This window comes from Tomitella cavernea, assembly GCF_016599145.1.
GTDB classification, from domain to species: Bacteria; Actinomycetota; Actinomycetes; order Mycobacteriales; family Mycobacteriaceae; genus Tomitella; species Tomitella cavernae.
The window spans coordinates 96,228-121,294 of the sequence record NZ_JAENKO010000004.1 but is presented as its reverse complement, the minus strand read 5'-3'; the positions used below and the strand labels follow the sequence as shown (position 1 = coordinate 121,294).

Here is a 25,067-nt window from a genome sequence, read left to right as displayed (position 1 = left end):
GCACCCGTCAGTCGTCCCCGTTCCGGCGGCACCGCAGGAGGACCATCACGATCAGAGCGGCGACGGCGCCTGCCCCGATCAGCGGCAGCGCGCGCTTGAGCACCGCGCCGCGGGCGAACTCCGACAGGTCGAGCGCCTCCGTCTCACGCGCCGGCGGGGCGGCGGGGCGGCCCGCGGGGCCCGCGCCGTCCGCGGTGGAGAGCGGGGCCGCCGGAGTTGCGGCACCACCCCCCGCGGCAGTACCCCCCGCGGCAGTACCCCCCGCGGCAGTACCCCCCGCGGCAGCGCCCGCCGGGTCGCCGCCGTCCGTGGGCCGGCTCCCCGCGTCACCGGCGGAGCCCTGGCCCTCGGTGTCGGCGAGCGCGTCGCCCAGGTTGACGGCGAACTGTTCGAGGATCTTGCCGCCCACCTCCGCGATCATGCCCCGCCCGAACTGCGCCGGCTTGCCGGTGACGGTGAGGTCGGTGGCGGAGGCGCCGGTGGTCCGCTGCCCGTCGCCGGTGAGCCGCAGAGTCACTGTGGCGGCCGCGGTCCCGTTGCCCTTGGCGTCCTTGCCGGCGGCTTTGATCACCACGGTGTGCGTGGCTTCGTCGGTCTCGATGTACTCGCCGGTGCCCTTGTACTGCATCGACACCGGGCCAAGCTTCACCTTGACCTTGCCTTTGAACGTTTGCCCTTCCACCCCGGTGAGCGTGGCGCCGGGCATGCACGGTGCCACACGTTCGGGATCGAGCAGCGCCTGCCACACGTCGTCGACGGACGCGGGCACGGTGAATGAGTGCTCCAGTTCCACGGGGTCTTCTCCTTTGCAACACGGTGATGGGCGGTGGGCTCGCCTCCGACGTGCGTCAGGCGTGCCTACGGAACAGGGGGCTGACGGATCAGGTGCCGGCGGCCGCCGTCACCGCCCGGGCGGTGAGGATCTGCGCCAGGTGCGTGCGGTACTCCCCGTCGGCGTTGCCGTCCGAGGTGGGGCTGGTGCCCTCGCCGGCGCGCGCGGCGGCGTCGCGGATGGTGGCGGCGTCGGCGGGCCGGCCCACCAGCGCCTCCTCGACCCCGCGGGCACGCACGGGGACCGACGCCATGTTGGTCAGCGCCACGCGGGCCTCCGCGATGCGCCCGTCGGCCACCTTCAGCGCGGCCGCGACGGCGACGATGGCCCACGCCTGCGCGGTGCGGTTGAACTTCTCGTAGTGCCCGGTCCACCCCGTGTGCTTGGGCACGCGGATCTCGACGAGAATCTCGTCGGGCCCCACCGCGGTGGTGAACAGGTCCTCGAAGAACTCGGCCGCAGACACTTCGCGCCGGCCCTGCAACCCCGCGATGGTCATCGTCGCGTCGAGCGCCAGGGCGGGGGCGAGGAGGTCACCGGCCGGGTCCGCGTGGGCGAGCGCGCCGCCGAGGGTGCCCCGGTGCCGGATCTGCGCGTCCGCCACGGTGCCCGCGGCCTCGGCCAGCAGCCGGGCGTGGTCGCGCACCAGCGGGTCGTGCAGCACGTCGTGGTGGGTGGTCATCGCGCCGATGGCCACCGCATCGCCGTCGTCGCGCACGCCGCGCAACTCGGCGATGCGGCCCAGATCCACCACCATCGCCGGGTCGTTCATGCGCAGGCGCAGCACCGGCATGAGGCTCTGGCCGCCGGCGATGATCTTGGCGTCGTCGCCGGCGTCGGCCAGGGCACGCAGGGCGTCGTCGAGGCTTTCCGGCGCGGTGTAGTCGAATGCGGAGGGGATCATCGTGCACCTGCACCTTCCTGAATGGCCTTCCACACGCGCATCGGCGTGCACGGCATGTCGATGTCCTGCACCCCGAGGTGGCGGACGGCGTCGAGCACCGCGTTGACCACCGCCGGGGTCGAGGCGATGGTGCCCGCCTCGCCGACGCCCTTGACACCGAGGACGTTGCTGGTGGCGGGCGTCTCGGTGCGGTCGGTGGTGAACGAGGGCAGGTCCGCCGCCGAGGGGAGCAGATATTCGGCGAACGAACCGCTGAGCAGCGTCCCGGAATCGTCATAGACGGCCTCTTCGAACAGCGCCTGCGCGATCCCCTGGGCGAGGCCGCCGTGGACCTGGCCCTCCACGAGCATCGGGTTGACCACGGTGCCCACATCGTCGACCGCCACGTAGGACCGTAGCGCCACGCGGCCCGTGTCGGTGTCCACCTCCACCGCGCACAGGTGGGTGCCGTGCGGATACGAGAAGTTCTCCGGGTCGTAGGTGGCCTGCGAGTCGAGGCTGGGTTCGACGCCTTCGGGGAGGTCGTGCGCGGCGAAGACCGCCAGCGCCACGTCGGCGATGCCCACGGACGCCTCCGTGCCGCGCACGTGGAAGCCGCCGTCGTTGAAGTCCAGGTCGTCCTCGGCGCATTCGAGCATGTGGGCGGCGATGGGCCGGGCCTTCGCGATCACCTTGTCCACCGCGTGTGCGACGGCAACGCCTCCGACGGTGAGCGAGCGGGAGCCGTAGGTGTCGAGGCCCTTGGGGGAGGACTGCGTGTCGCCGTGAATGATCTCGACGTCCTCGAAGGGCACCCCGAGTCTGTCCGCCACGAGCTGGCTGAAGCCGGTGACATGGCCCTGCCCGTGCGGCGAGATGCCCGTGACCACCTCGACCTTGCCGGTGGGCAGCATGCGGATGGACGCATGCTCCCAGCCGCCGGCGCCGTAATCGAGCGAGCCGAGCACACGCGACGGGGCCAGCCCGCACATCTCCGTGAACGTGGAAACCCCGATGCCCAGTTGGACGGCGTCGCCGCGTTCGCGCCGCTCCGCCTGTTCGCGGCGCAGCGCGTCGTAGTCGAACAGCTCCCGGGACTTCGCGGTGGCCGCCTCGTAGTTGCCGGTGTCGTACGTGAGCCCGGCGACGGTGGTGTAGGGGAATTCCTCGTGCCGGATCCAGTTCTTCTCCCGGACGGCCAGCGGGTCCATGCCGAGTTCCGCGGCCAGCTCGCTCATCATCCGCTCGATGGCGAAGGTGGCCTCGGGCCGTCCCGCGCCGCGGTAGGCGTCGGTGGGCACCTTGTTGGTGAACACGTTGGTGCAGGTGAACCGGTAGGCCGGGATCTTGTAGATGCCGTTGTACATGAACCCGCCCAGGATGGGCACGCCCGAGGTGAGGATGCGAAGGTAGGCGCCCATGTCGGCGAGCAGGTCCACCTTGAGGCCGGTGACGGTGCCGTCGCGGCGGGCGGCCAGGGTGAGTCGCTGCACCTGCGCGCGGCCGTGGTGGCCGGTGGCCATCGCCTCCTCGCGGGTCTCGGCGAACTTGACCGGCTTGCCCAGCCGGCGGGCGGCGACGAGGGTGAGCACCTCCTCCGGAGTCACCTGGAGCTTGCCGCCGAAGCCGCCGCCCACGTCGGGTGCGATGACGCGCAGCTTGTGTTCCGGCAGTCCCAGCGTCATCGCGAGCATCAGTCTGAGGATGTGCGGGATCTGCGTGGCGGACCACATCGTGATCTGCGCGGCCGTGGGGTCCACGACGACGGCGCGCGGCTCCATGAACGCGGGGATGAGCCGCTGCTGGTGCAGGGTGCGGCGTACCACGATGTGTTCCGCAGAGCCCTCGGCCTCGGCTATCGCCGCGTCGACGTCGTCGCCGCTGCCCGCCTCGGCGGAGTCGAGGGACCACACGGCGCTGACGTTGGAGCCCAGGGCGGGATGCACCAGATCGGCCCCGTCGGCGACGGCGGACTCGAGATCGAGCACGACGGGCAGGTCCTCGTAGTCCACGTCGATGCCCTCGAGGGCGTCGTGCGCCTCGTAGTCGCTGCGGGCGACGACCACGGCCACGGCATCGCCGGCGAAGTTCACCGTGTCGACCGCCAGCGGCGGGGCGGGTGGCGCCTTCTGGTCGGGGGTGACGGGCCATGCGTTGGGCAGGCTGCCCTGCTCTTCACCGAGGTCCGCGCCGGTGTAGACGGCGACGACACCCGGCATCCCGCGCGCCTCGGAGACGTCGATGCCGGTGATGCGCGCATGGGCGACGGGGCTGCGGAGCACCGCCATGTGCAGCATGCCCGGCAGCGTGATGTTGGCGGTCCACCGGGTGTGGCCGGTGATCAGATGCGCGTCCTCCTTGCGGGTGCGCGAGCGGCCGATCTCGCCGGAGGGGGCCGTGGGCTCGGCGATGGAGGTCATCGGGCACCCCCGGCCTGCGCGGCGGAACCCTCGCGCATGCGGCCCGCCGCGTCCTGCACGGCCCGGACGATGTTCTGGTAGCCGGTGCAGCGGCACAGGTTGCCCTCGAGTCCCTCCCGGACCTGCTGCTCGTCGGGATCGGGGTTCTCGCCGAGCAGGTCCACGGACTGCATGATCATCCCCGGCGTGCAATATCCGCACTGCAGCGCGTGATGGGCGTGGAAGGCCTCCTGCACCGGGTGCAGCGCACCGTCGTGCGCCAGCCCCTCGATTGTGGTCACCTCGTGCCCGTCGGCCTGGACGGCCAGCACCGAGCAGGATTTGACGCTGCGCCCGTCCAGATGCACCGTGCAGGCGCCGCAGTTGCTGGTGTCGCAGCCGGACACGGTGCCGACCTTGCCGATCCGCTCGCGCAGATAGTGCACCAGCAGGGTCCGCGGCTCCACATCGTCGGAGTATCTGGTGCCGTCGACCACAACAGAGATGCGCATGGAAACCTCCGGCTTGACGCGGTTGTGAGGAGTGTCACTGTGCAACTCTTCCCCGGAACGGGTCAGAGGACAACCCGATTGGCGAAACTCGAGCGGCGCGCGCCTTTGCGGCACCGACCGCCGCCGCGGGCGCGGGGCCGGGCGGGTCATCCGCCATGGATCGGCCCGGTCGAGTGCGTGAGCCGCGCACCGGCGGCGCCCCAGTGCAGTTGGATGATCTCGGCGGCGATGGCCACGGCCGTCTCCTCGGGCGTGCGCGCACCGAGATCGAGGCCGATCGGCGAACTCATCCGGGTCAGTTCGTCCTCGGCCATGCCGGCCTCGCGCAGGCGAGCCAGCCTGTCGTCATGGGTGCGCCGCGACCCCATGGCCCCGACATAGGCGAGGTCCAGCCGTAGCGCCACCTCGAGCAGGGGCACGTCGAACTTCGGGTCGTGGGTCAGCACGGTGACCACGGTGCGGCGGTCGATGCGCCCGGCAGCGTCCTCAGCGGCGAGGTAACGGTGCGGCCAGTCGGTGACGACCTCGTCGGCCTCGGGGAACCGGGTGCGCGTGGCGAACACGGCCCGCGCGTCGCACACGGTGACCCGGTAGCCCAGGAACGAACCGATGCGTGCCATGGCGGCGGCGAAGTCGATCGCGCCGAACACGAGCAGCCGCGGCGGCGGCCGGAACACGTTGACGAACACCGACAGTCCCTCACCGCGCCGTTGGCCGTCCGGGCCGTAGTGCAGCGTGCCGGAGCGGCCGCTGTCGAGCTGCCCGCGGGCGTCGTCGACGACGGCGTCGTCCCTGCGCTGCGAGCCCAGGCTGCCGGTGACGGCGTCGTCGTAGACGAGCATGTGCCGCCCCACCAGGGACGTGTCGGGGTGGGCGGTCACGGTGGCGATCGCGAGCGGCACCTCGTCCCGCACCGCGTCTATGGCCTCGCGCAGCTCGGCGTATCCGCGGGCGTCGACCCGCTCGACGAAGATGTCGATGATGCCGCCGCAGGTGAGCCCCACGGCGAAGGCGTCCTCGTCTGAGACCCCGTAACGCTGCAGCACGGGGGCGCCGTCGGCGATGGCCTGCTCGGCCAATTCATACACCGCGCCCTCGACGCACCCGCCGGAGACGCTGCCGGTCACGGTGCCGTCCTCCGCCACCAGCATGGCGGCGCCCGGGTCGCGCGGCGACGAGCTGAAGGTGCCGACCACGGTACCCAGGCCCACGGATTCGCCGGCGCGGTACCGCCGGTCCAGTTCGTCGATCACGTCACGCATCACGCACCTCCATGAGCAGCCGCTGCAGGGTGGCCAGGGTGTGCCCGGCCAGGAGTCGGTCGACGTGCGGCAACGCGGCCGCCATGCCGGACTGCACGGGCTGGAAGCCCGCGGCGCCCGCATGCGGATTGACCCAGATGACCGCGTGCGCGAGCCGGCGGAGCAAGGCCACCTGCTCGCCCAGGAGGGAGGCGTCGCCGCGCTCCCACCCGTCGGAGAAGACGACGACGGTCGCGCCCCGGGCCATCCCGCGGCGGCCGTGCCTGCCGAGGAACACGCCGAGCGTTTCGCCCAGACGGGTGCCGCCCGCCCAGTCGGGGACGGCGCGGCCCGCGGCGGCCAGCGCGGTTTCCGGGTCGCGTGACCCCATGGCTCGGGTGAGCCTGGTCAGGCGTGTGCCCAGCGAGAACACCTCGACGTCGGTGCGCGCGCCGCCGGCCGCGCCGTGCGAGACCGCATGGGCGAAGCGCAGCAGCGCGTCGGCGTAGGGGCGCATCGAGCCTGAGACGTCGATGAGCAGGACCACGCGCCGCGGGCGGCGGGCGCGCCGATGGCGGAGCGGGCGTACGGGTTCGCCCCCGGCCGTCACGGTGCGCCGCAGCGTGCGGCGGGGATCCACAGGCCCCGTGCGCGCCGGCCGCCGGCGCAGGGCCGGACGGGTCGGCGGGGTCGCACGCAGCCCGGCAAGCATCCGGTCGAGGTGGGCGCGCTCGGCCGGAGTGAGCTCGGCGATATCGCGGTGACGGAGGACCTCGGCATCGCCGGCCGCGACGCGCAGGTCCTCCCCGTCGGCGTCGTCCTCCCGGCCTGCGCCGCCACGGGGTCCGGTCGAGAGCCCGGCGATCCGGGTCTCGCGGATGCGCCCGCCGCGCGCCGCCACCGGCGGGGGCGCGCCGCTGAACCAGCTCTGGAATGCCAGGTCGTAAAGGGGTATGTCCTCGGGGCCCCAGCACAACGTCGCGCGGCCGGCCCAGTAGACCTGCCGCCGCTCGGCAAGGTCCACCGCGCCGAGCGCCCGCAGGTAGCGCCCGGTGGCGTCGGTGCCCACGGGCACGCCGGCCGCGCGCAGCACCCGTGCGAAGCCGACGGCCCCCGTCAGCGGGTCGGCCGCCTGTCCGTCACAGCCCATGTGTGCATTGTCACCCGAATGCCGCGCAGGGGGGCGGGATCGTCTTCCCGAGGCTCAGTGGTCGGGGGTTCAGCGGGCCAAGAGGGAGTCGAGGCCCTGGCGCACCACCCGGTCGAGGTCTTCGCGGTACTTGAGCACCGCGCCGAGCGTCGCGGCGGCAGACTGCGCGTCGAGCGCGTCCTTACCCAGGGCGGACAGTGCGCGCGCCCAGTCGAGAGACTCGGCGACCCCCGGCGGCTTGAGCAGTTCCATGCGCCGCAGCGCCTGCACCGCGGCGGCCACCTGCGCGGCGAGGGAGGCGTCGATGCCGGGGATCCGCCGCCGCAGGATCGCGACCTCCTGGGGCAGGTCCGGATGGTCGAGCCAGTGGTACAGGCACCGGCGTTTGAGGGCGTCGTGCACGTCGCGGGTGCGATTGGACGTGAGCACCGCCAGCGGGGGAGCGGCCGCGCGCACCTCGCCGTACTCCGGGATGGTCACGGTGTTCTCGTCGAGCACCTGCAACAGGAACGCCTCGAACTCGTCGTCGGCGCGGTCCACCTCGTCGATCAGCAGCACGCACGGCGCATCGGTCAGCGCCTGCAACAGCGGCCGGGTCAGCAGGAAACGCCGGGTGTACAGCGAGCGCTCGGCCTCCTCCGGGTCCAGGCTGCCGGCGGCCTCGAGCGTGCGCAGATGCAGCAGCTGCCGCGGGAAATCCCAGTCGTAGAGGGCCTGCGTGGCATCGATGCCCTCGTGGCATTGCAAGCGGATCAGCGGCAGCCCCAGTGCCTCGGACAGCGCGGTGGCCAGCGAGGTCTTTCCGGTGCCGGGCTCGCCCTCGCAGAACAGCGGGCGCTGGAGCTGCAGCGCCAGGAACGCCGCCACCGACAAGCCCTCCCCGGCGAGGTACCCGGTGGTGTCGAGGGCCTGCGCGAGGTCCTGGGGTGAGCGTGGGGCGGTCACGGTGCGAGCCTAGGTGACCCGGCCGTGGCGCCGCAGCGCATCGGCGGTGTCGGCATCGTCGCCCGTCGCGAGGTCGTCGCACGCGACGAGGAGCACGTCGGTGCGTCTGTGCAGCCACGGACCGGCGCCACGGTCGCCGGTGACGGACGCGGCCAGGTCCGCCCAGTGCCGACGGCCGACGAGGACGGGATGGCCGGGCCGGCCGCCGTAGGTCGCGCGCGCCAGCACGCCGGACGGGTCGGGTGCGCGTTGTGCGGATTCGAGCAGGCGTGCGACGACGTCCGGCCCCACGTCCGGCAGGTCGGCGAGGTGGATCAGTGCGGCGTCGGGAGCGCCGGCCCCCGCGGGGAGGGCGCGGAGGCCGGCGCGCAGCGACGCGGCGAGGCCCGCCGCCCAGTCCGCCGCGAAAACCGTGCGTGCGTCCGGGGGCACCAGGGCGGACGCCTCGTCCGCCGCCGCCCCGAGCACCACGACGACGGGGGCGCACCCGCCGTGCGCGAGGGTGCGAGCGGCGCGTGCCACCATCGCCTCGCCGTCGAGCCTGGCGAGCGCCTTGGGCCGCCCGAAACGGCTGCCGCGCCCCGCCGCCAGCACCACACCGGCGACGGAGATCATGGCGCTGTCCGTGTGCCCTGCGCCGTGCCTGCGGTGCGGCGGCGCGGACGGAACGCGGGGGCGAGCGCCGCGAGTCCGACGGCGAACAGCAACGGCAGCACGAAGGCGGCCCGCAGGTTGCTCAGTGCCGCCACGCCGCCGACGATGCCGCCGCCGATGATCGTGCCCGCATAGTTGAACAGGTTGATGCGGGCGATGACGGCGTCCGCCTGCCCGGGGGCCAGCCGGCCGGCCGCGCCGAAGCACAGCGGTGCCACCAGCGGCGCGCCCAGGCCGACGATGAGGAAGCCGGCGAGCGCCATGGGGATCGACTGCGCGGACACCACCAGCGCCAGCCCGACGATCGCCACCGCCGCGCCCGCCCGCACCACGGCGATCTCCCTGAACCGGCGCACCCACAGATCGCCGGTGAGCCGTGAGAGCAACGCGGCCACCTGGTACGCGGCCATCGCGAGCGCGGCGGTGCCGGAACTGGCGAGGACCACGTCGGTCATGAACAGTGCGGACCAGTTGCCGACGGCGAAGTCGATCCCGTAGAACAGCGCCATCGCGGAACCAAGCGCGAGGAACGGCCACAAGGGGATGCGCGGATGCGCCGGGGCGTCGTTCTCTGTCGTGGTGTCGTTCTTCGTCGGCGCCGCTCCGTCGGTGGGCCGGAACAGCCGCGGGGACACGGCCACAGCGGCGAGCGCGACGAGTCCGATGCCCACGAAGAGCGTGACGTGCAGCCCCAGGTCCAGGCCGGAAAACGCGGCCACCCACAGGGCGCCGCCGATCGCGCCCACGCTCCAGGCCGCATAGAACGACGACATGATGAACCGTCCCGCGCGGTGCTGGAGGGACACGCCCTGCATGTTCGTCGCGGCGTCCACCATGCCCAGGCCGACGCCGTAGACGGCGAACCCCGCGATGAACACGATGAGCCCCGGCGCCACCGTCACGGCGAGCACGGCCGCGACGATGACGGCGAACCCGGTGCGCAGCGCCGCGCGGCTGTCGGTGCGGGCGGCGAGCGCCTCGGCGAGCAGGCTGCCCGCGCCGGCGATGACCGAAGCGAGCACCACGACGCCGACGATCGCGGCATCGTCCAGGCCGTACCTGTCGCGGAACTGCGGCAGCAGGGTGAGCAGCATCGAGAGCGTGAACCCCTGGAGCCCGAACGCCACCGAGACGGCGATGCGCGGGGGAGTGTTCGAGGGCTTCGAGGGTGGGGGCGGGGTGCTCACCCGTCGATTGAACCACCGCCGGAGCGGCGCGCGTCACAGTGCCCGGGAATTGCCGGTCATTCGTCCAGTATGGCGGCAGGGTGTCACGACCCGGGAGCGCGAAAACCCCGCGTCCGACTTTGGAGGCGGGGTTTTCGGTGTGGAGCGGACGACGGGATTCGAACCCGCGACCCCAACCTTGGCAAGGTTGTGCGCTACCAGCTGCGCCACGTCCGCATATCGCACCGTCGACGTCGGCCGTACGGCCGACGCACTCCGTGGTGCGAGGAGAACGATAGCGGACGGGGTGCCGGCGCACAAAGCGGGGGTGTGGGGTGCAGGGTACGGGGCGCGTGAGCGTGGCGTTCCCGCGCGGGTGCGAGGTCGGCGAGGGGGCGTGCGTCTGGTGGGGGCCTGCATCCGGGGGGCGCGTCCGGCAGGGGGCTGGATCGGGTGGCCAACGACTCTGCTCCGGCTGCGAGCCGGTCCGCGCGTCGTGTGGCATTCGCCGGTGCGCGGGTCCATCAACTCGGGGTTCGAGTGCCGGTCCGCAGTCCGCGAGCGGCTCGGGCCGGCTTCGCGGTTGAACGGTCTCGCGCATTGCAGGATGGCTCGCGTGTGGAAGTCCGGTTCGCAGGGGGTGCGGCTCGCAGAGGGAAGTCCGGCTCGGGGCGTGGAGAACCCGTACGCGCTCTGCGGTCCGGCTCTCGCGGAGCGGAACTGAGCAGAGTCGCCGAATGCGTACGTGCGTCAGTGCAGCACAGAAAGGCCCGGCACCCTGATCGGGGTGCCCGGCCTGCGTGGTGCGCGATACTGGGATTGAACCAGTGACCTCTTCCGTGTCAGGGAAGCGCTCTCCCGCTGAGCTAATCGCGCGGGACCTCACTGCGAGGTGGAGACGGGAATCGAACCCGTGTTCACGGCTTTGCAGGCCGTTGCCTCACCACTCGGCCACTCCACCGCGAGGGTTTGCGGACCCTCTCGAGCGGACGACGGGATTCGAACCCGCGACCCCAACCTTGGCAAGGTTGTGCGCTACCAGCTGCGCCACGTCCGCACGCTCCAAGGGAGGCCCAGCCACCGGCTGCGCTCTCCGTGGTGCGAGAAGAACATTAATGGACGCGGTCGCGGATTCACAAATCGACTGGTCACGGCGTGTCCGAAGCCATGTGGTGGAGGTGTCGGCCGGCCGTGCCCGGCAACTTGGCAGTGTCGTCCCGCGCCGGGCTCCGGTTCTGCTGCTGAAGGTGTGCCTGGCGTCGGCCGCTTCGCGCAGCGACGACGGCCGACCATGACGGTCATCGACGGTCTCAGCGCGTACGAAGCGGCGCGGCGCCCACGGCCGGATCGCGCGCTGGCCTGGCGATTTCACCGTCGGGATCCGACCGTGTTAGTGTTCCTCCTCGGAACGGCCCGCCGATGCGGGAACGTTCGCGGTCCCGTGGCTCAGTGGAAGAGCGTCCCGTTCACACCGGGAAGGTCGCTGGTTCGAACCCAGCCGGGACCACAAGGTCAGAGCTTTTTTGCAGGGTAGGCGGGCGGCAAGCGTGCCGTAGGCTCTTCGGAAAACAGTCAATCTGTGTCGTAGGTCGCGGATACGGTTCGTAGCGTGGACTCATTTGAAGCCTCGGGCACCTTCTGGTTGCCGGCGAACGACTCCAAACGTATCGAGGGAACTCTGGCTTGGGAGCCCGGGTCTCGGGCACGACTCATACTTAAGTCCCGCGTGGTCGACGAATTGGCGAGACCGTTAGAGGTCACAAGCACGGGGGCGACAGTAAGTCACAGTGGCGACCCCGCTCGGATTGTGGCCGACGGAGTGCCTCGGGTAGTACTCGGTGAAACCGGAGCAGGGCCAGTAACGTGCGTTGACTCGTATCTCATGCACCCTCCGATGAGCGGATTTGATGTGGCGTCGATGTTTCAACAGGTCTGGGACCCACTCATCTTGATCGTCGGGGCGCAGTTGCCCGATGGGCACGCCGCGACGCTCGACGCTGTGCGCTTCGTCCTGGATAGCCCAGGCTGGTGGGAGCAGCTACCCAACGCCGGTTCAGCGAAGAGTGAAGCGGGCGAGGTGCTGTGCGAACGCGGCAACGACGGGCTGATGCGGTTGGAGTTTCGACCATCGTTCACGCTCAGGCTGCGCTCCGCTGACCGGGCTGTGCGTTCGGTGATGACACTGATTAAGCTTGCCGTCGACGTCGACCTCATACCGCTGTGCGTTCAGGTCCGCGAGACTGGACAAACCGACTGGCTCGACGTGAAGACCCGAGACCAGGACTCGAACAAGACGTCGTGGCCCGACCCCGACAACCTCTTGCCGCCGGCGTCAGTAACGTTAGAGAGGATCGCCAGGTGGCTGGCAATCGAGCAGTCGATGGATGGGCTCGCCGCGGCGGTGGCCGATCCCGTCAAGGGCCAAGCGATTCAGGTCCAGGCTTTGGTTGCGTGCTCGCTGGTCGAGGGGATTCACAAACGAATAGATGGGCGGGAGCGTACCTATAGAGAGCGCGCCAGCGACCTGCACGAAATTGCTCAGAGGGTCGCGCCAAATGTCACCGATCCAGTCACGAGCTGGGCAGACCTAGTGAAGACGACTCGCCACGATCTGGCTCACCACAACACTGTCCGGTCATTTGAGGAGCACTTCTACAACTGGTTGATATCGGAGTCGTCGGTGAGTTGGGTGCTGAGGTTGTGCCTGTTGTCGCATGCCGGATTTGGCGACCAGGAGATCGCGGAGGCGCTCGTCAACCATCAACGGTACGAGTTCTATCGAGAGAACCTCAAGATGCATGTGCAAGAGCAAGCTGCGATCTAGTGGCCTATGGGTGGGGTTCTGTTCCGGTCGATCTGGGCGATAATGGTGTCGGCGTCCTGCGTCGATAGAAACGAGGTGGCACGGGGATTCGATCCGGTGATGAATGCGCGGACGGCCTGGGTCAGCTCGCGCATCGAGCGGAAGGTGCCGCGGTGGATGGCCTGGCGCTCGATGATCGCGAACCACGTCTCGACCAGATTCAGCCAGGACGCCGAGGTCGGCGTGAAATGGACGCGGATGCGCGGGTGGCCTTCGAGCCAGGCGTTAACGTCCGTCGTCTTGTGGGCGGCGTAGTTGTCCATCACCAGGTGCAGGTCGCAATCCGGGGTTGGCGATCCCCTGGAACCGTGGAAGCCTGATCTTGCTGGGTGGGCTTCTCACCGCTGGGGGTTTTCCGTCCCGGCTCCGCGGCGCCGCCCGCAGCCGGTGTCGAGGTTGGGTCGTACCCGCCGTCATCCCACACCCGCCGCGGCACTGAGCCGCGCGGCCATGGTGCGCATAGTCTCCCGCAACGATTCCGGTTCGAGTACCTCGACGGGTGCCGCGAACGCGGAGAGCTGGAACGCGAGCCAGGGCAGGTCCCGGGTGTGCGTGGTCAGCAGGCACCGCTGCGGCCCGTCGTCGTCGACGGTGCCGGCGTGCGACGGGACCACCCGACGTACCGCGCCGCCGGGCAGCCCCACCCGTACGCGCGCCACCACCTCGTCGCCTCCTCCCGTGACCGATTTCCGGATGTACTCGTCGGGGTCGGGGACCGGGCGCGGCGTGAAGCCGAAGGTGGTCGTGTACAGCGAATCTGCGGACACGCGGTCGAGGCGGAACGTCCGCCAGTCGCCGCGCCCGGTGTCGAAGGCCATGAGGTACCAGCGCTGGTGCAGCGACACCACGTGGCACGGCTCCACGTCGCGTTCGGTCTCCGCGCCCGTGCGGTCCTGGTAGGCGAACCGCATCCGGACCTTCGCCCGTGCGCCGCGTGCGAAGCCGAGGAGGACCTCGGGTCGCACCGTCTCCGGGCCGCGGGGGAGCACCGAGGTGGATCCGGACAGTGCCGAGACGACGGGACGCAGCCGGGCGGGCATCACCTGGTCGAACACGGTGAGCGCGCGCAGCGAGTCCTCGCCGAGGCCGTCGATGCCCGTGCCTGCGGCCAGCCGCAGGCCCACCGCGACCGCGACGGCGCTTGCGTCGTCGAACACCAGCGGCGGCATGGCGCTCCCGGAGGCCAGTCGGTAGCCGCCCCCGCGCCCGTGCGCGGACTCGACGGGGTAGCCGAGTCCCCGGAGCCGGTCGATGTCGCGGCGCACCGTGCGGTCGGTGACCTCCAGGCGGCGCGCCAGCTCGGCCCCGGACCAGTACGGACGCGCCTGGAGCAGACCCAGGAGCCGGAGCAGGCGGGCGGCGGTGTCGGTCATGGATCGATGATCGCACGGATCAACGGACCGATACTGTCCGCAGACACGTTCAGAGTGGTTCTGGCAGGACCAATCGGAAGCCGAGACACCTCGGGACCCACGTTGAAGGAGTGCACGATGCCGTTCCTCACTCGAACCGTCACCAGCGAGAACGACGGGCTGTCCGCATTCGCGGCGCAGCAGTTGCGGCAGATCGCGGCGAGCCTGCACGGCCTGTCCGACGAGCAGATCCGCTCGATCCCGAGCGCGTCGAAGATGAGCCTGGGCGCGCTCGCCCGGCACGTGCTGTTCGTCTCGTCGAAGGGGTTGCTGGCGCAGCTCGATCCGGACTTCGTCCCCGACGCCGGCGCTTACGACGACGCGGACTGGGCGGCCGGCGGCATCCAGCCCGGCGCGGTCCGCGACGGCGATACGGCGCGGAAGCTCATCGACGAGCTCCGGGCCCAGGCCGACTGGGTGGAGGAGCATCTGGCCGCCGCCGACCTGGAGCGCCCCGTCCCGGTTCCGGACCAGCCGTGGTTCCCCGACGATCTGGAGTCGTGGCCGCTGCGTTGGGTGGCCTTGCACGCCATCGAGGAGTACGCCCGCCACGCCGGGCACGCGGACATCATCCGGGAGTCGATCGACGGCAAGGGCGCCTACGAGCTCAACGACCTTGCAGACGGGGTCGCGGTGGCCACCGCCTGACGCCCGTCGCCGGACACGGATCGCGTCCGCACTTACACCGGCGCCGTATCTGCAGCGGACGGTACTCGGGCGCGCCACCTGCAGCGGCGCGCCCGAGTACCGATACGATCGTATGGATAGGCGGCTGCCGGGTATGCAGTCGCCGCGACGAGCGAGTAGGAGCCCCGCAGCCGTGTCTTCCGGAGCCGTGAACAGCCTTGCCGCCCCGACCGTCCGGGTCCCGGCCGGGACGTCCGTCGGGAGGGCGGTCCACGATGCGGGCCTGCCGGGCAAGGGCCCCGACGCGATCGTCGTCGCACGGGACGGCGAGGGGCGGCTGCGCGACCTGGCCTGGGTGCCGGACGTCGACGTCGAGGTGGAGGCCGTCGCGGCGGACACCGACGACGGCCGCAGCGTGATCCGGCACTCGTGCGCGCACGTGCTCGCCCAGGCGGTGCAGGTCGAGTTCCCGGAGGCGAAGCTGGGCATCGGCCCGCCCATCGAGAACGGTTTCTACTACGACTTCCAGGTGGCAGAGCCATTCACCCCGGAGGACCTCGCCCGCCTCGAGAAGCGGATGAAGAAGATCATCAAGGGGTCGCAGCGGTTCTCGCGCCGGGTGGTCGAGGATCTCGACGACGCCCGGGCCGAGCTGGCGTCCGAGCCGTTCAAGCTCGAACTGATCAGTGATAAATCGACAGGCGACAAGTCGCCATTCGACGACCCGGAGGTCATGGAGGTGGGCGGCAAGGAGCTGACCATCTACGACAACCTCGATCCCCGCACCGGTGAGCGGGTGTGGGCGGACCTGTGCCGCGGCCCGCACATCCCCACCACCAAGCACATCCCCGCCTTCAAGCTCACCCGCAGTTCGGCCGCGTACTGGCGGGGCGACCAGAGCCGCGAGGACCTGCAGCGGGTCTACGGCACCGCGTGGGAGTCCAAGGAACGCCAGGACGAATACCTGGCGCTGCTGGCCGAGGCGGAGAAGCGCGACCACCGTCGGCTGGGCGCGGAGCTCGACCTGTTCAGTTTTCCCGACGAACTCGGCTCGGGGCTGCCGGTGTTCCACCCGCGGGGCGGGATCGTGCGCAAGGAGATGGAGGACTACTCGCGCCGTCGGCACATCGAAGAGGGCTACGAGTTCGTCAGCACCCCGCACATCACCAAGGGGAACCTGTACGAGGTGTCCGGCCACCTGGACTGGTATCGGGAGGGCATGTTCCCCGCCATGCACCTCGACGCGGAGTACAACGAGGACGGCACGCTGCGCAAGCCGGGGCAGGACTACTACGTCAAGCCCATGAACTGCCCGATGCACAACCTGATCTTCCGTTCGCGGGGCCGCTCATACCGGGAGCTGCCGCTGCGGCTGTTCGAGTTCGGGTCGGTGTACCGGTACGAGAAGTCCGGCGTCGTGCACGGCCTCACCCGCGTGCGCGGCATGACCCAGGACGACGCGCACATCTACTGCACCCGCGAGGAGATGCGCGCCGAGCTCACCCGCACGCTCGAGTTCGTGCTGGGCCTGCTCAAGGACTACGGCCTGGACGAGTACTACCTGGAGCTGTCCACCAAGGACCCCGACAAGTACGTCGGCGACGACGCCACCTGGGAGGAGGCCACCGAGACCCTGCGCGAGGTGGGTGAGGCCTCCGGCCTGGAGCTGGTGCCGGACCCGGGCGGGGCGGCGTTCTACGGGCCCAAGATCTCCGTGCAGGTCAAGGATGCGCTGGGGCGCAACTGGCAGATGTCGACCATCCAGCTCGACTTCAACCAGCCCGAGCGCTTCGAACTCGAGTACACCGGCTCCGACGGTGCCAAGCACCGCCCGGTGATGATCCACCGGGCGCTGTTCGGCTCCATCGAGCGCTTCTTCGGCGTGCTCACCGAGCACTACGCCGGCGCCTTCCCCGCGTGGCTCGCGCCGGTGCAGGTGATGGGCATCCCGGTGGCGGAGGCCTTCGAGGACCACCTTTTCGGAGTCGTTTCGCGTCTCAAGAGGGCGGGCGTGCGCGCCGAGGTGGACACCTCCGATGACCGCATGCAGAAGAAGATCCGCACGCACACCACGCAGAAGGTGCCGTTCATGCTGCTGGCGGGTGAGCGCGACGTGGAGGCGGGAGCCGTGAGTTTCCGCTTCCGCGACGGCACCCAGGTCAACGGCGTGCCGGTAGACGAGGCCGTCGCGCTCATCACCGGATGGGTCGGCAGGCGTGAGAACGCCTCGCCCACGGCGGAAGCGGTGCAGGCTTCGTCCGAGCAGGGGGAGGGCCCGGAGTGACGGGGGAGAGCCCGGCGGCGCGGCGGGAACACACGGCGGATGCCGGTCCGAACCCGTTGGGCGGTCCCGGGGGCGCGGGGATCCGTTCCACGGGGGTGGGGGACGACGACCGGCTCGAGCGCATCTGGACGCCGCACCGACTCTCGTATGTGGCAGAGGCGCCCACCGTCGCGCCCGGCGAGTCCAGCGGATGCCCGCTGTGCGACATCCCGCGCATGCGCGACGAGGACGGCCTGGTCGTCGCGCGCGGCGAGTCCGTCTACGCCGTGCTCAACCTGTACCCGTACAACCCGGGGCACCTGATGGTGCTGCCGTACCGGCACGTCGCGGGGCTAGAAGACCTCGACGAGGGCGAGAGCGCCGAGCTCATGGCATTCACCCAACAGGCGCTGCGCACCATCCGCGCCGTGTCGCACCCGCATGCGTTCAACGTGGGGATCAACCTGGGCTCCGCCGCGGGGGGCTCGCTGGCCGCGCACCTGCACCAGCATGTGGTGCCGCGTTGGGGCGGGGACGCCAACTACATCACGGTCGTCGGCGGTACCAAGGTGCTGCCGCAACTGCTCGGCGATACCCGTTCGCTGCTCGCCGAGGCGTGGTCCGCATGCTGAGCGTCTTCGCCCGCGCGTCGGTGTCCAAGGTGACGCTGCCGATGGGCCGCAAGCTCGTGCGCATGGGCGTGACGCCCGACGTGATCACGGTCGCCGGCACGGTGGCGTCCATCGCCGCCGCACTGACGCTCTTCCCGATGGGGCACCTGTTCTGGGGTGCCCTGGTGATCTGGTTCTTCGTCATGTTCGACATGCTCGACGGTGCCACCGCGCGGGCCCGCGGCGGTGGCACCCGCTTCGGCGCGGTCCTCGATGCCACCTGCGACCGGATCGCCGACGGCGCCATCTTCGCGGGTCTCGCGTGGTGGGTGGTCTACAGCCTCGACGACACGACGCAGTACCGGCTGCTGCTCGTGGCCACGCTGATCTGCCTGGTCACCTCGCAGGTCATCTCCTACGCGAAGGCCCGAGCGGAGGCCAGCGGGCTCAACGGCGACGGCGGTCTGATCGAGCGGCCGGACCGGCTCATCATCGTGCTGGTCGGCGCCGGTTTCACCGGGATCTTCGACCAGCCGTGGATCCTCTTCGCAGCCATGTGGATCCTCGCCGCCGGCAGCGTGATCACCGTGGGGCAGCGCATGCGGTCGGTGCGCGGCTCGCCCGGCGCGCGCGACTTGATCCCGCTCGACCGCCCGTCGCCGGAGGGCCCGTCGCCGGAGGGACAGTCGTGACGGCGCAGCCGCGCCCGACGGCGCACTCCCGCCCGGCCGCGCAGACGAGCCGGTCCGAGAAGTTCAGCGACGCCGGGTACGCGGCAGGCTGGCGGGCGGTGCGCCTGCTGCCGGAGCGGGTCGCGCGCGGCGGCTTCGACCTGGGCGCCGACCTGGCGTGGCGGCGTGGTGCGGGCCAGGGCCAGCTGCGGGCCAACCTGGCCCGGGTGATGGGCTCGACGCCCGAGCGCGTGCCCGACGCCCTGATTCGCGCTTCTCTCCGCTCGTACGCGCGGTATTGGCGCGAGGCCTTCCGGCTGCCGTCGATGGACCTGGCACGGATGGCCGCGGACGTCGACTCGGCGGTACAGGGCCAGGAACATCTGAACACCGCGATGAACGCTGGCCGGGGCGCGGTGCTGGTGCTGCCGCACTCCGGCAACTGGGACGTGGCCGGCGTGTGGCTGGTGCACGCCTGGGGGCAGTTCGCCACCGTCGCCGAGCGGCTCAAACCGGAATCGCTCTTCCAGCGATTCGTCGACTACCGCGAGCGCCTGGGCTTCGAGGTGTTCCCGCTCAGCGGCGGCGAGGAGCCGCCGTTAGGCGCGCTGCGCTCGCGGCTCGAGCAGGGCAAGGTGGTATGCCTGCTCGGCGAACGCGATCTCACCGGCCGCGGCATCCCCGTCGACTTCTTCGGCGAGCGCACGAGCATGCCCGCCGGCCCGGCCCGGCTCGCGGCGGAGACCGGCGCTGCGCTGCTGCCGGTGCACTGCTGGTTCACCGACGGCGGCTGGGGCTTCTCCATCGCGCCGCCCGTCGATGCCACCCGGGGCGTGGAGGCGGCCACACAATCGGTGGCGGAAGTCTTCGCCGCGAACATCGCTGCGCATCCGGCCGATTGGCACATGCTGCAGCCGCTGTGGTGGTCGGACCTGTCGGACGAGCGACGCGCCCGGCTCGGTAACAGGTAGGCGACGGTGACCGAGAGGGATCCGGGGCGCCGGCTGAGCATCGGGATGATCTGCCCGTACTCGTTCGACGTGCCCGGCGGGGTGCAGGCGCACGTGAGCGAGCTGGCGCAGGTGTTCCTCGCACGCGGCCACCACGTGAGTGTGCTCGCCCCGGCCTCGCAGTCGGTGGAGCTGCCGCCGTACGTCGTGTCCGCCGGGCGCGCCGTGGCCATCCCCTACAACGGGTCGGTGGCGCGGCTGCGCTTCGGCGTCGGCACCTATGCGCGCATCCGCCGGTGGATCCGCGACAACGACTTCGACGTGCTGCACGTGCACGAGCCCAACGCGCCGAGCCTGTCGATGCTGGCGCTCAAGGTGGCCGAGGGGCCCATCGTCGCCACCTTCCACACGTCCACCACGCGGTCGCTGGTCCTCGCCACCTTCCAGGGCGTGCTGCGGCCCTACCACGAGAAGATCTCCGGGCGCATCGCCGTGTCCGAGCTGGCGCGGCGCTGGCAGGTGCAGGCACTCGGCGCCGACGCGGTGGAGATCCCCAACGGCGTGGACGTGTCCTCATTCGCGGACGCCCCCGTGCTGGACGGGTATCCGCGGAGCGGCGGGACGGTGCTGTTCCTCGGCCGCTACGACGAGCCGCGCAAGGGTATGGGGGTGCTGTTGGACGCGCTGCCTGCGCTGGTGGAACGCCATCCCGACCTGCAGGTGCTGGTGGTCGGCCGCGGCGACGAGGACGAGCTGCGCTCCCGCGCCGGGCGCCTGGCCGGGCACCTGCGGCTGCTCGGTCAGGTCAGCGACGAGGAGAAGGCGTCGGCGATGCGCAGCGCCGACGTGTACGTGGCACCCAACCTGGGCGGCGAGAGTTTCGGCATCGTGCTCGTCGAGGCGTTGTCCGCGCACACCCCGGTGGTGGCGAGCCGCCTCGACGCGTTCCGCCGCGTGCTGCGCGACGGGGAGGCGGGGGTGCTCACCGAGATCGGCGATCCGCGCTCGCTGGCCGCCGGGATCGACCGGGTGCTCACCGACACCGGGCTGCGCGACGGTCTGGTGGCCGCCGGGGACCGCGTGGTGCGCGGCTACGACTGGCCCGTGGTCGCCGACCAGATCCTGCGGGTGTATGAAACCGTCATGGTGGGCGACAGGCGCGTGCGGGCGGTGGGCGAATGACGATCTCCGCACTGACCATCACCGTCGTCGGCCTCGTCGTCGCGCTGCTGGTGCTCGCCGCGCTGTGGGCGTACGGCACGGCGAACCGGCTCGACCGGCTGCACGTGCGCACGGACCTGGCCTGGCAGGCGCTCGACGCGGCGCTCGCCCGGCGCTCCGTCGTCGTCCGGGCTCTCTCCCACGACCTCGAGCTGTCTTCGGCGGGCGAGGAGTCGTCAGCGGGAGAGGAATCGTCTGCGGCACGCGGCGACGCGGCGGTGCTCGTGGACCTGTCGCTGCGGGCCGAGCGCGCCGACAGGTCCGATCGGGAACGGGCGGAGAACGCGCTCTCCCGCGCCCTGGCGGGGGTCGACGCCTCGACGGTGCGCGCCGTGCATGCGGCGGAGCTCGCGGACGCCGATGCGCGGGTGCTCATCGCCCGCCGCTTTCACAACGACGCCGTCCGGGACACGCGTGCGCTGCAAGGCGGGCGGCTCGTGCGGTGGCTGCGGCTCGGGGGCACGGCGCAGATGCCCGCCTACTTCGACATCACCGAGGAGTCGCTGCGCAACGCGGTGTCCGCGTACCCCGCCGCCGGGGCGAGCGGCTCCGACGAAGCGGAGAACGGTAAGGATGCGCACGTATCCGCCGGCAACGGCAACAGAATCTCGGCCCGGGTTCTGCTGGTGGACGACGCGGCGCGGGCGCTGCTGGCGCGCGGACGCGACCCGCACCGCTCCGAGGCGCCGTTCTGGTTCACCTTCGGCGGCGGCGTCGAGGCGGGCGAATCGTTGCGGGAGGCGGCGGTGCGCGAATTGTGGGAGGAGACCGGCCTGCGTGTGCGGCCCGAGGAGCTGTGCGGGCCCATCTGGCGTCGGCTGTCGTTGTTCCCCTGGAACGGGTCGATGATGCATTCGGAGGAGCACTTCTTCGTGCTGCGCACGGAGACTTTCGAACCGCAGCCGGGGGCACGGACCGAGCTCGAGCGCGACGCGTTGCTGGGGCACCGGTGGTTCTCCTCCGACGAGCTTGCGGACCTGGCGGGATCGGCCGTCGCGGTCTACCCGCAAGACCTCGCCGAGCTGCTTCCCGACGCCCTCGAGTGCCTCGGCGGGCAGCGCGCCCACGAGGTCCGCACGATCCGCTGACCGGCTTCCCGACCGCAGAATCAGGGTGCGGGGGGTAACGGCATAAGATGGGCAACGACACCCCGCGACAACACACCAGGGAGCACTTCGTGACCAACTCCGCGAACAATTCGACCAACGGTTCCGAGTCGACTGTCGGCACCGCGCGCGTCAAGCGCGGCATGGCCGAGATGCTCAAGGGCGGGGTGATCATGGACGTCGTCACCCCGGAGCAGGCGAAGATCGCCGAGGACGCGGGCGCCGTCGCCGTCATGGCGCTCGAGCGGGTCCCGGCGGACATCCGCGCCGAGGGCGGCGTATCCCGCATGAGCGACCCGGACATGATCGACGGCATCATCGACACCGTCAGCATTCCGGTGATGGCCAAGGCACGCATCGGCCACTTCGTCGAGGCGCAGATCCTGCAGTCGCTCGGCGTCGACTACGTCGACGAGTCGGAGGTGCTCACCCCCGCCGACTACACCAACCACATCGACAAGTGGCAGTTCACCGTGCCGTTCGTCTGCGGCGCGACCAACCTGGGCGAGGCGCTGCGCCGCATCACCGAGGGCGCGGCGATGATCCGTTCCAAGGGCGAGGCCGGCACCGGTGACGTCTCCAACGCCACCACGCACATGCGCAGCATCCGCGCCGAGATCGCCAAGCTCACCACGATGGCCCCGGACGAGCTCTTCGTCGCAGCCAAGGAGCTGCAGGCGCCGTACGAGCTGGTGGCGGAAGTCGCGAAGGCCGGCAAGTTGCCCGTCACCCTGTTCACCGCCGGCGGCATCGCCACGCCGGCCGACGCGGCGATGATGATGCAGCTCGGCGCCGAGGGCGTGTTCGTCGGCTCCGGCATCTTCAAATCCGGCAACCCCGCCGAGCGTGCGTCCGCCGTGGTCAAGGCCACTGCGTCCTACGACGATCCGGACCAGCTCGCGAAGATCTCCCGCGGCCTCGGCGAGGCGATGGTGGGCATCAACGTCGACGACATCCCGCAGCCGCACCGCCTGGCCGAGCGCGGCTGGTGAGCTGACAGGCTCCGACTCCGGCCTGCGTGTCGCGCCGGACGGAGTCGGGTGCATCGTGCCGGTCACCCGGCTCCCGCGGGCGGGTCCCGACGGGCCTGCACTACGCTGGGCGAATGACGGATATCCGCGCGGTCCTCGATCTCGAACGCCTGGAACGGGACATCTACCGTGGGCCCGTCGTCGACACCCTCCTCAAGCGCACTTTCGGCGGCCAGGTGGCCGGGCAGGCCCTCGTTGCGGCGGAACGCACCGTGGATCCGCGCTTCCAGGTGCACTCGCTGCACGCGAATTTCCTGCGGCCCGGCAACCCCGCGATGCCCACCGTGTACCTGATCGACCGGGTCAAGGACGGCCGCAGCTTCTGCATGCGCAGAGTCAGCGGCGTGCAGGACGGCGAGACGATCTTCGCGATGTCCGCGTCGTTCCACGTCCACGAGGATGGTCTCGAGCACCAGGACCGCATGCCGGACGTGACGGGGCCGGAGCAGCTACCGGATCTGCGCAGCAGCGGTGACCCGGACGACGGCCTGTGGTTCGGTCAGGAGTGGGGCGATTGGGACCTGCGCATGGTGCCCGCCGAACAGTCGGCGACGTCCGGCACCGCCTCGCGTCAGCGGGTGTGGATGCGGCACCGTCAGGCGCTCCCGGACGACCCGGTACTGCACATCTGCGCGCTCGCCTACATGAGCGACATGACGCTGCTGGACTCGGCGAAGGTCCCGCATCGTGATCGGGAGACGGCCAACGCGTCGCTGGATCACGCCATGTGGTTCCTGCGGCCGTTCCGCGCCGACGAGTGGCTGCTCTACGACCAGACATCGCCGTCGGCGGGCTTCGGCCGAGCGCTGACCCAGGGCCGCATCTTCACGCTCGACGGCAGGCTGGCGGCCGCGGTGGTGCAGGAGGGGCTCATGCGGCCGGTGGCGCCGGGCGGCGGGACGTCGATCATCACCCAGGACGGCGCGGCCTCTACCAAGGACGGCGCGACCATCGACAAGGACGGCGCATGAGCACGACCACGGGGACCGTGCCCGTCGACGGAGCGCTGCACGCGGCACCGCCGGCCTCCGGCAGCCGCGGTACCGCACCCCGGATCGGCGTGCTGGCGCTGCAGGGGGACGTGCGCGAACACCTCGCCGCGCTGCGCTCGTGCGGTGCGGAGGCTATGCCGGTGCGGTCCGCGGAGGACCTCGGCTCCGTGTCGGGGCTGGTGTTCCCCGGCGGCGAGTCGACGGCGATGAGCCGGCTGCTGCGCGTGTTCGACATGGTCGGCCCCGTGCAGCAAGCGGTGGCGGACGGGCTTCCGGTGTACGGCAGCTGCGCGGGGATGATCCTGCTCGCATCCGAGGTGCTCGATACGCGCGACGACGCGGTGCATTTCGGCGCGCTGGACGTGACGGTGCGGCGCAACGCCTTCGGCCGGCAGGTGGACTCGTTCGAGGCGGACCTGCGCATCACCGGCATAACGGGGGACCCGGTGCGCGCCGTGTTCATCCGCGCACCGTGGATCGAGCGCGTCGGGCCGGGGGTGGAGGTGCTCGCTTCGGTGGACCGGGACGGTGCGGAGCGGGCGGTGGCGGTGCGCCAGGGGGCGGCGCTGGCCACGTCGTTCCACCCCGAGATGGGCGCGGACCTCCGGATTCATGGGCTGTTTGTCGATATGGTGCGGGCGGCCGCATAGAATCGAGTGTCAACACAGTCGGCCACCGCCTGGCGTGTGGTTCCGGCTGCTCTCGAATGCGAGAGGAACCGATGCTAGAGGAACCTCGGAAGGGGCGTACTGCATGTCGGGCCACTCCAAATGGGCCACCACGAAGCACAAGAAGGCCGCGATCGACGCCAAGCGCGGCAAGATGTTCGCGAAGCTCGTCAAGAATGTCGAGGTGGCGGCCCGCACGGGCGGTGGCGATCCCGCCGGCAATCCCACGCTGTACGACGCCATCCAGAAGGCCAAGAAGTCGTCGGTCCCCAACGACAACATCGAGCGCGCACGCAAGCGCGGGGGCGGCGAGGAGGCGGGCGGCGCCGACTGGCAGACGATCATGTACGAGGGTTACGGACCCAACGGCGTTGCCGTGCTCATCGAGTGCCTGACGGACAACAAGAACCGCGCCGCGGGCGAGGTCCGCACCGCGATGACCCGCAATGGCGGCAACATGGCCGACCCCGGCTCGGTGTCCTACCTGTTCACACGCAAGGGCGTGGTGCAGCTGGAGAAGGGCGACCAGAGCGAGGACGACGTGCTGCTCGCCGTGCTCGAGGCCGGCGCCGAGGAGGTCAACGACCTGGGCGAGTCCTTCGAGGTCATCAGCGAGCCCACCGACCTGGTCGCGGTGCGCACCGCGCTGCAGGAGGCCGGCATCGACTACGACTCGGCGGAGGCCAGCTTCCAGCCGTCCGTGTCTGTTCCGGTGGACGTCGACGGCGCCAAGAAGGTCCTCCGCCTCATCGACGCGCTCGAGGACAGCGACGACGTGCAGAACGTCTACAGCAACGTCGACCTGAGCGACGAGGTCCTAGCGGCGCTCGACGAGGACTGAGCGGACCGAGCGCGGACCGGGCCGGGGCG

Annotated in this window: 23 protein-coding genes and 5 tRNA genes; 13 read left to right on the top strand and 15 right to left on the bottom strand. The window is 70.9% G+C overall.

Going from position 1 to position 25,067, the window contains the following annotated elements:
* Positions 1–7: 7 nt before the first annotated feature.
* The 13 genes from JJ683_RS03345 to JJ683_RS03285 all read right to left on the bottom strand — a co-directional run bounded on the left by JJ683_RS03345 (position 8) and on the right by JJ683_RS03285 (position 10,839).
* A complete protein-coding gene (locus tag JJ683_RS03345; protein ID WP_200171242.1) occupies positions 8–793 on the bottom strand; it encodes an SRPBCC family protein in 786 nt (261 codons plus the stop codon).
* Between the two features lie 88 nt (positions 794–881).
* A complete protein-coding gene (locus JJ683_RS03340; RefSeq protein ID WP_200171241.1) occupies positions 882–1,736 on the bottom strand; it encodes an FAD binding domain-containing protein in 855 nt (284 codons plus the stop codon).
* The gene (locus JJ683_RS03335) at positions 1,733–4,135 is read right to left on the bottom strand and encodes a xanthine dehydrogenase family protein molybdopterin-binding subunit (protein WP_200171240.1); all 2,403 of its coding nucleotides are present in this window, start codon (positions 4,133–4,135) and stop codon (positions 1,733–1,735) included. The genes JJ683_RS03340 and JJ683_RS03335 overlap by 4 nt, the downstream gene beginning before the upstream one ends.
* Positions 4,132–4,626: a (2Fe-2S)-binding protein gene (locus JJ683_RS03330; protein WP_200171239.1), complete on the bottom strand. Its 495-nt coding sequence runs from the start codon at positions 4,624–4,626 to the stop codon at positions 4,132–4,134. Before JJ683_RS03330 ends, JJ683_RS03335 begins: the two co-directional genes overlap by 4 nt.
* A gap of 146 nt (positions 4,627–4,772) precedes the next feature.
* The gene (locus tag JJ683_RS03325) at positions 4,773–5,888 is read right to left on the bottom strand and encodes an XdhC family protein (protein WP_200171238.1); all 1,116 of its coding nucleotides are present in this window, start codon (positions 5,886–5,888) and stop codon (positions 4,773–4,775) included.
* A complete protein-coding gene (locus JJ683_RS03320; RefSeq protein ID WP_200171237.1) occupies positions 5,881–7,017 on the bottom strand; it encodes a vWA domain-containing protein in 1,137 nt (378 codons plus the stop codon). The genes JJ683_RS03325 and JJ683_RS03320 overlap by 8 nt, the downstream gene beginning before the upstream one ends.
* A gap of 69 nt (positions 7,018–7,086) precedes the next feature.
* Entirely contained in the window at positions 7,087–7,962 is an 876-nt protein-coding gene (locus tag JJ683_RS03315) for an AAA family ATPase (RefSeq protein ID WP_200171236.1), read from the bottom strand.
* 9 nt (positions 7,963–7,971) lie between these two features.
* Positions 7,972–8,577 (bottom strand): nucleotidyltransferase family protein, encoded by a 606-nt coding sequence (locus tag JJ683_RS03310; protein WP_200171235.1) that lies wholly within the window; start codon positions 8,575–8,577, stop codon positions 7,972–7,974.
* Positions 8,574–9,803 carry an MFS transporter gene (locus tag JJ683_RS19575; protein WP_307810660.1) on the bottom strand — a complete coding sequence of 410 codons (1,230 nt, stop codon included), beginning with the start codon at positions 9,801–9,803 and terminating at the stop codon, positions 8,574–8,576. The genes JJ683_RS03310 and JJ683_RS19575 overlap by 4 nt, the downstream gene beginning before the upstream one ends.
* 140 nt (positions 9,804–9,943) lie before the next feature.
* Positions 9,944–10,019, bottom strand: a tRNA-Gly gene (locus JJ683_RS03300).
* 564 nt (positions 10,020–10,583) lie between these two features.
* Positions 10,584–10,658 (bottom strand) — tRNA-Val (locus tag JJ683_RS03295).
* A 14-nt stretch (positions 10,659–10,672) separates the two neighbouring features.
* Positions 10,673–10,743 (bottom strand) — tRNA-Cys (locus JJ683_RS03290).
* A 23-nt stretch (positions 10,744–10,766) separates the two neighbouring features.
* Positions 10,767–10,839: transfer RNA gene (locus tag JJ683_RS03285), tRNA-Gly, on the bottom strand.
* A gap of 378 nt (positions 10,840–11,217) precedes the next feature.
* On the opposite strand from JJ683_RS03285, the gene JJ683_RS03280 reads away from it, so the two are divergent.
* Positions 11,218–11,289: transfer RNA gene (locus tag JJ683_RS03280), tRNA-Val, on the top strand.
* Positions 11,290–11,391: 102 nt separating this feature from the next.
* Positions 11,392–12,606 carry an ApeA N-terminal domain 1-containing protein gene (locus JJ683_RS03275; protein ID WP_307810659.1) on the top strand — a complete coding sequence of 405 codons (1,215 nt, stop codon included), beginning with the start codon at positions 11,392–11,394 and terminating at the stop codon, positions 12,604–12,606.
* Here JJ683_RS03275 and JJ683_RS19380 read toward each other — a convergent pair.
* Positions 12,603–12,908, bottom strand: a complete 306-nt coding sequence (locus JJ683_RS19380) for a transposase (RefSeq protein ID WP_372435227.1) — start codon at positions 12,906–12,908, stop codon at positions 12,603–12,605. The two genes, JJ683_RS03275 and JJ683_RS19380, sit on opposite strands and share 4 nt — an antisense overlap.
* A gap of 150 nt (positions 12,909–13,058) precedes the next feature.
* Entirely contained in the window at positions 13,059–14,018 is a 960-nt protein-coding gene (locus JJ683_RS03265; RefSeq protein WP_200171232.1) for a helix-turn-helix transcriptional regulator, read from the bottom strand.
* Between the two features lie 117 nt (positions 14,019–14,135).
* Here JJ683_RS03265 and JJ683_RS03260 point away from each other — a divergent pair, with 117 nt between their 5' ends.
* The 11 genes from JJ683_RS03260 to JJ683_RS03210 all read left to right on the top strand — a co-directional run bounded on the left by JJ683_RS03260 (position 14,136) and on the right by JJ683_RS03210 (position 25,038).
* On the top strand, positions 14,136–14,705 hold the full coding sequence (locus JJ683_RS03260; RefSeq protein ID WP_200171231.1) for a mycothiol transferase: 570 nt from the start codon (positions 14,136–14,138) through the stop codon (positions 14,703–14,705).
* 172 nt (positions 14,706–14,877) lie between these two features.
* On the top strand, positions 14,878–16,968 hold the full coding sequence (gene thrS, locus JJ683_RS03255; protein ID WP_372435225.1) for a threonine--tRNA ligase: 2,091 nt from the start codon (positions 14,878–14,880) through the stop codon (positions 16,966–16,968).
* 56 nt (positions 16,969–17,024) lie between these two features.
* Complete coding sequence (locus JJ683_RS03250) at positions 17,025–17,579, top strand: ATP adenylyltransferase (RefSeq protein WP_200171261.1); 555 nt, start codon at positions 17,025–17,027, stop codon at positions 17,577–17,579.
* Positions 17,573–18,250, top strand: a complete 678-nt coding sequence (pgsA, locus tag JJ683_RS03245; protein WP_200171229.1) for a phosphatidylinositol phosphate synthase — start codon at positions 17,573–17,575, stop codon at positions 18,248–18,250. Before JJ683_RS03250 ends, pgsA begins: the two co-directional genes overlap by 7 nt.
* Entirely contained in the window at positions 18,247–19,200 is a 954-nt protein-coding gene (locus JJ683_RS03240; RefSeq protein WP_200171228.1) for a phosphatidylinositol mannoside acyltransferase, read from the top strand. The genes pgsA and JJ683_RS03240 overlap by 4 nt, the downstream gene beginning before the upstream one ends.
* A gap of 33 nt (positions 19,201–19,233) precedes the next feature.
* A complete protein-coding gene (locus JJ683_RS03235) occupies positions 19,234–20,361 on the top strand; it encodes a glycosyltransferase family 4 protein (RefSeq protein WP_200171260.1) in 1,128 nt (375 codons plus the stop codon).
* Positions 20,358–21,488 carry an NUDIX domain-containing protein gene (locus tag JJ683_RS03230; RefSeq protein ID WP_200171227.1) on the top strand — a complete coding sequence of 377 codons (1,131 nt, stop codon included), beginning with the start codon at positions 20,358–20,360 and terminating at the stop codon, positions 21,486–21,488. The genes JJ683_RS03235 and JJ683_RS03230 overlap by 4 nt, the downstream gene beginning before the upstream one ends.
* Positions 21,489–21,577: 89 nt before the next feature.
* A complete protein-coding gene (gene pdxS, locus JJ683_RS03225) occupies positions 21,578–22,498 on the top strand; it encodes a pyridoxal 5'-phosphate synthase lyase subunit PdxS (RefSeq protein ID WP_307810658.1) in 921 nt (306 codons plus the stop codon).
* Positions 22,499–22,611: 113 nt separating this feature from the next.
* On the top strand, positions 22,612–23,508 hold the full coding sequence (locus JJ683_RS03220) for an acyl-CoA thioesterase (protein ID WP_200171225.1): 897 nt from the start codon (positions 22,612–22,614) through the stop codon (positions 23,506–23,508).
* On the top strand, positions 23,505–24,179 hold the full coding sequence (gene pdxT, locus JJ683_RS03215) for a pyridoxal 5'-phosphate synthase glutaminase subunit PdxT (protein WP_200171224.1): 675 nt from the start codon (positions 23,505–23,507) through the stop codon (positions 24,177–24,179). Before JJ683_RS03220 ends, pdxT begins: the two co-directional genes overlap by 4 nt.
* A 103-nt stretch (positions 24,180–24,282) precedes the next feature.
* On the top strand, positions 24,283–25,038 hold the full coding sequence (locus JJ683_RS03210) for a YebC/PmpR family DNA-binding transcriptional regulator (RefSeq protein WP_200171223.1): 756 nt from the start codon (positions 24,283–24,285) through the stop codon (positions 25,036–25,038).
* Positions 25,039–25,067 lie beyond the last annotated feature (29 nt).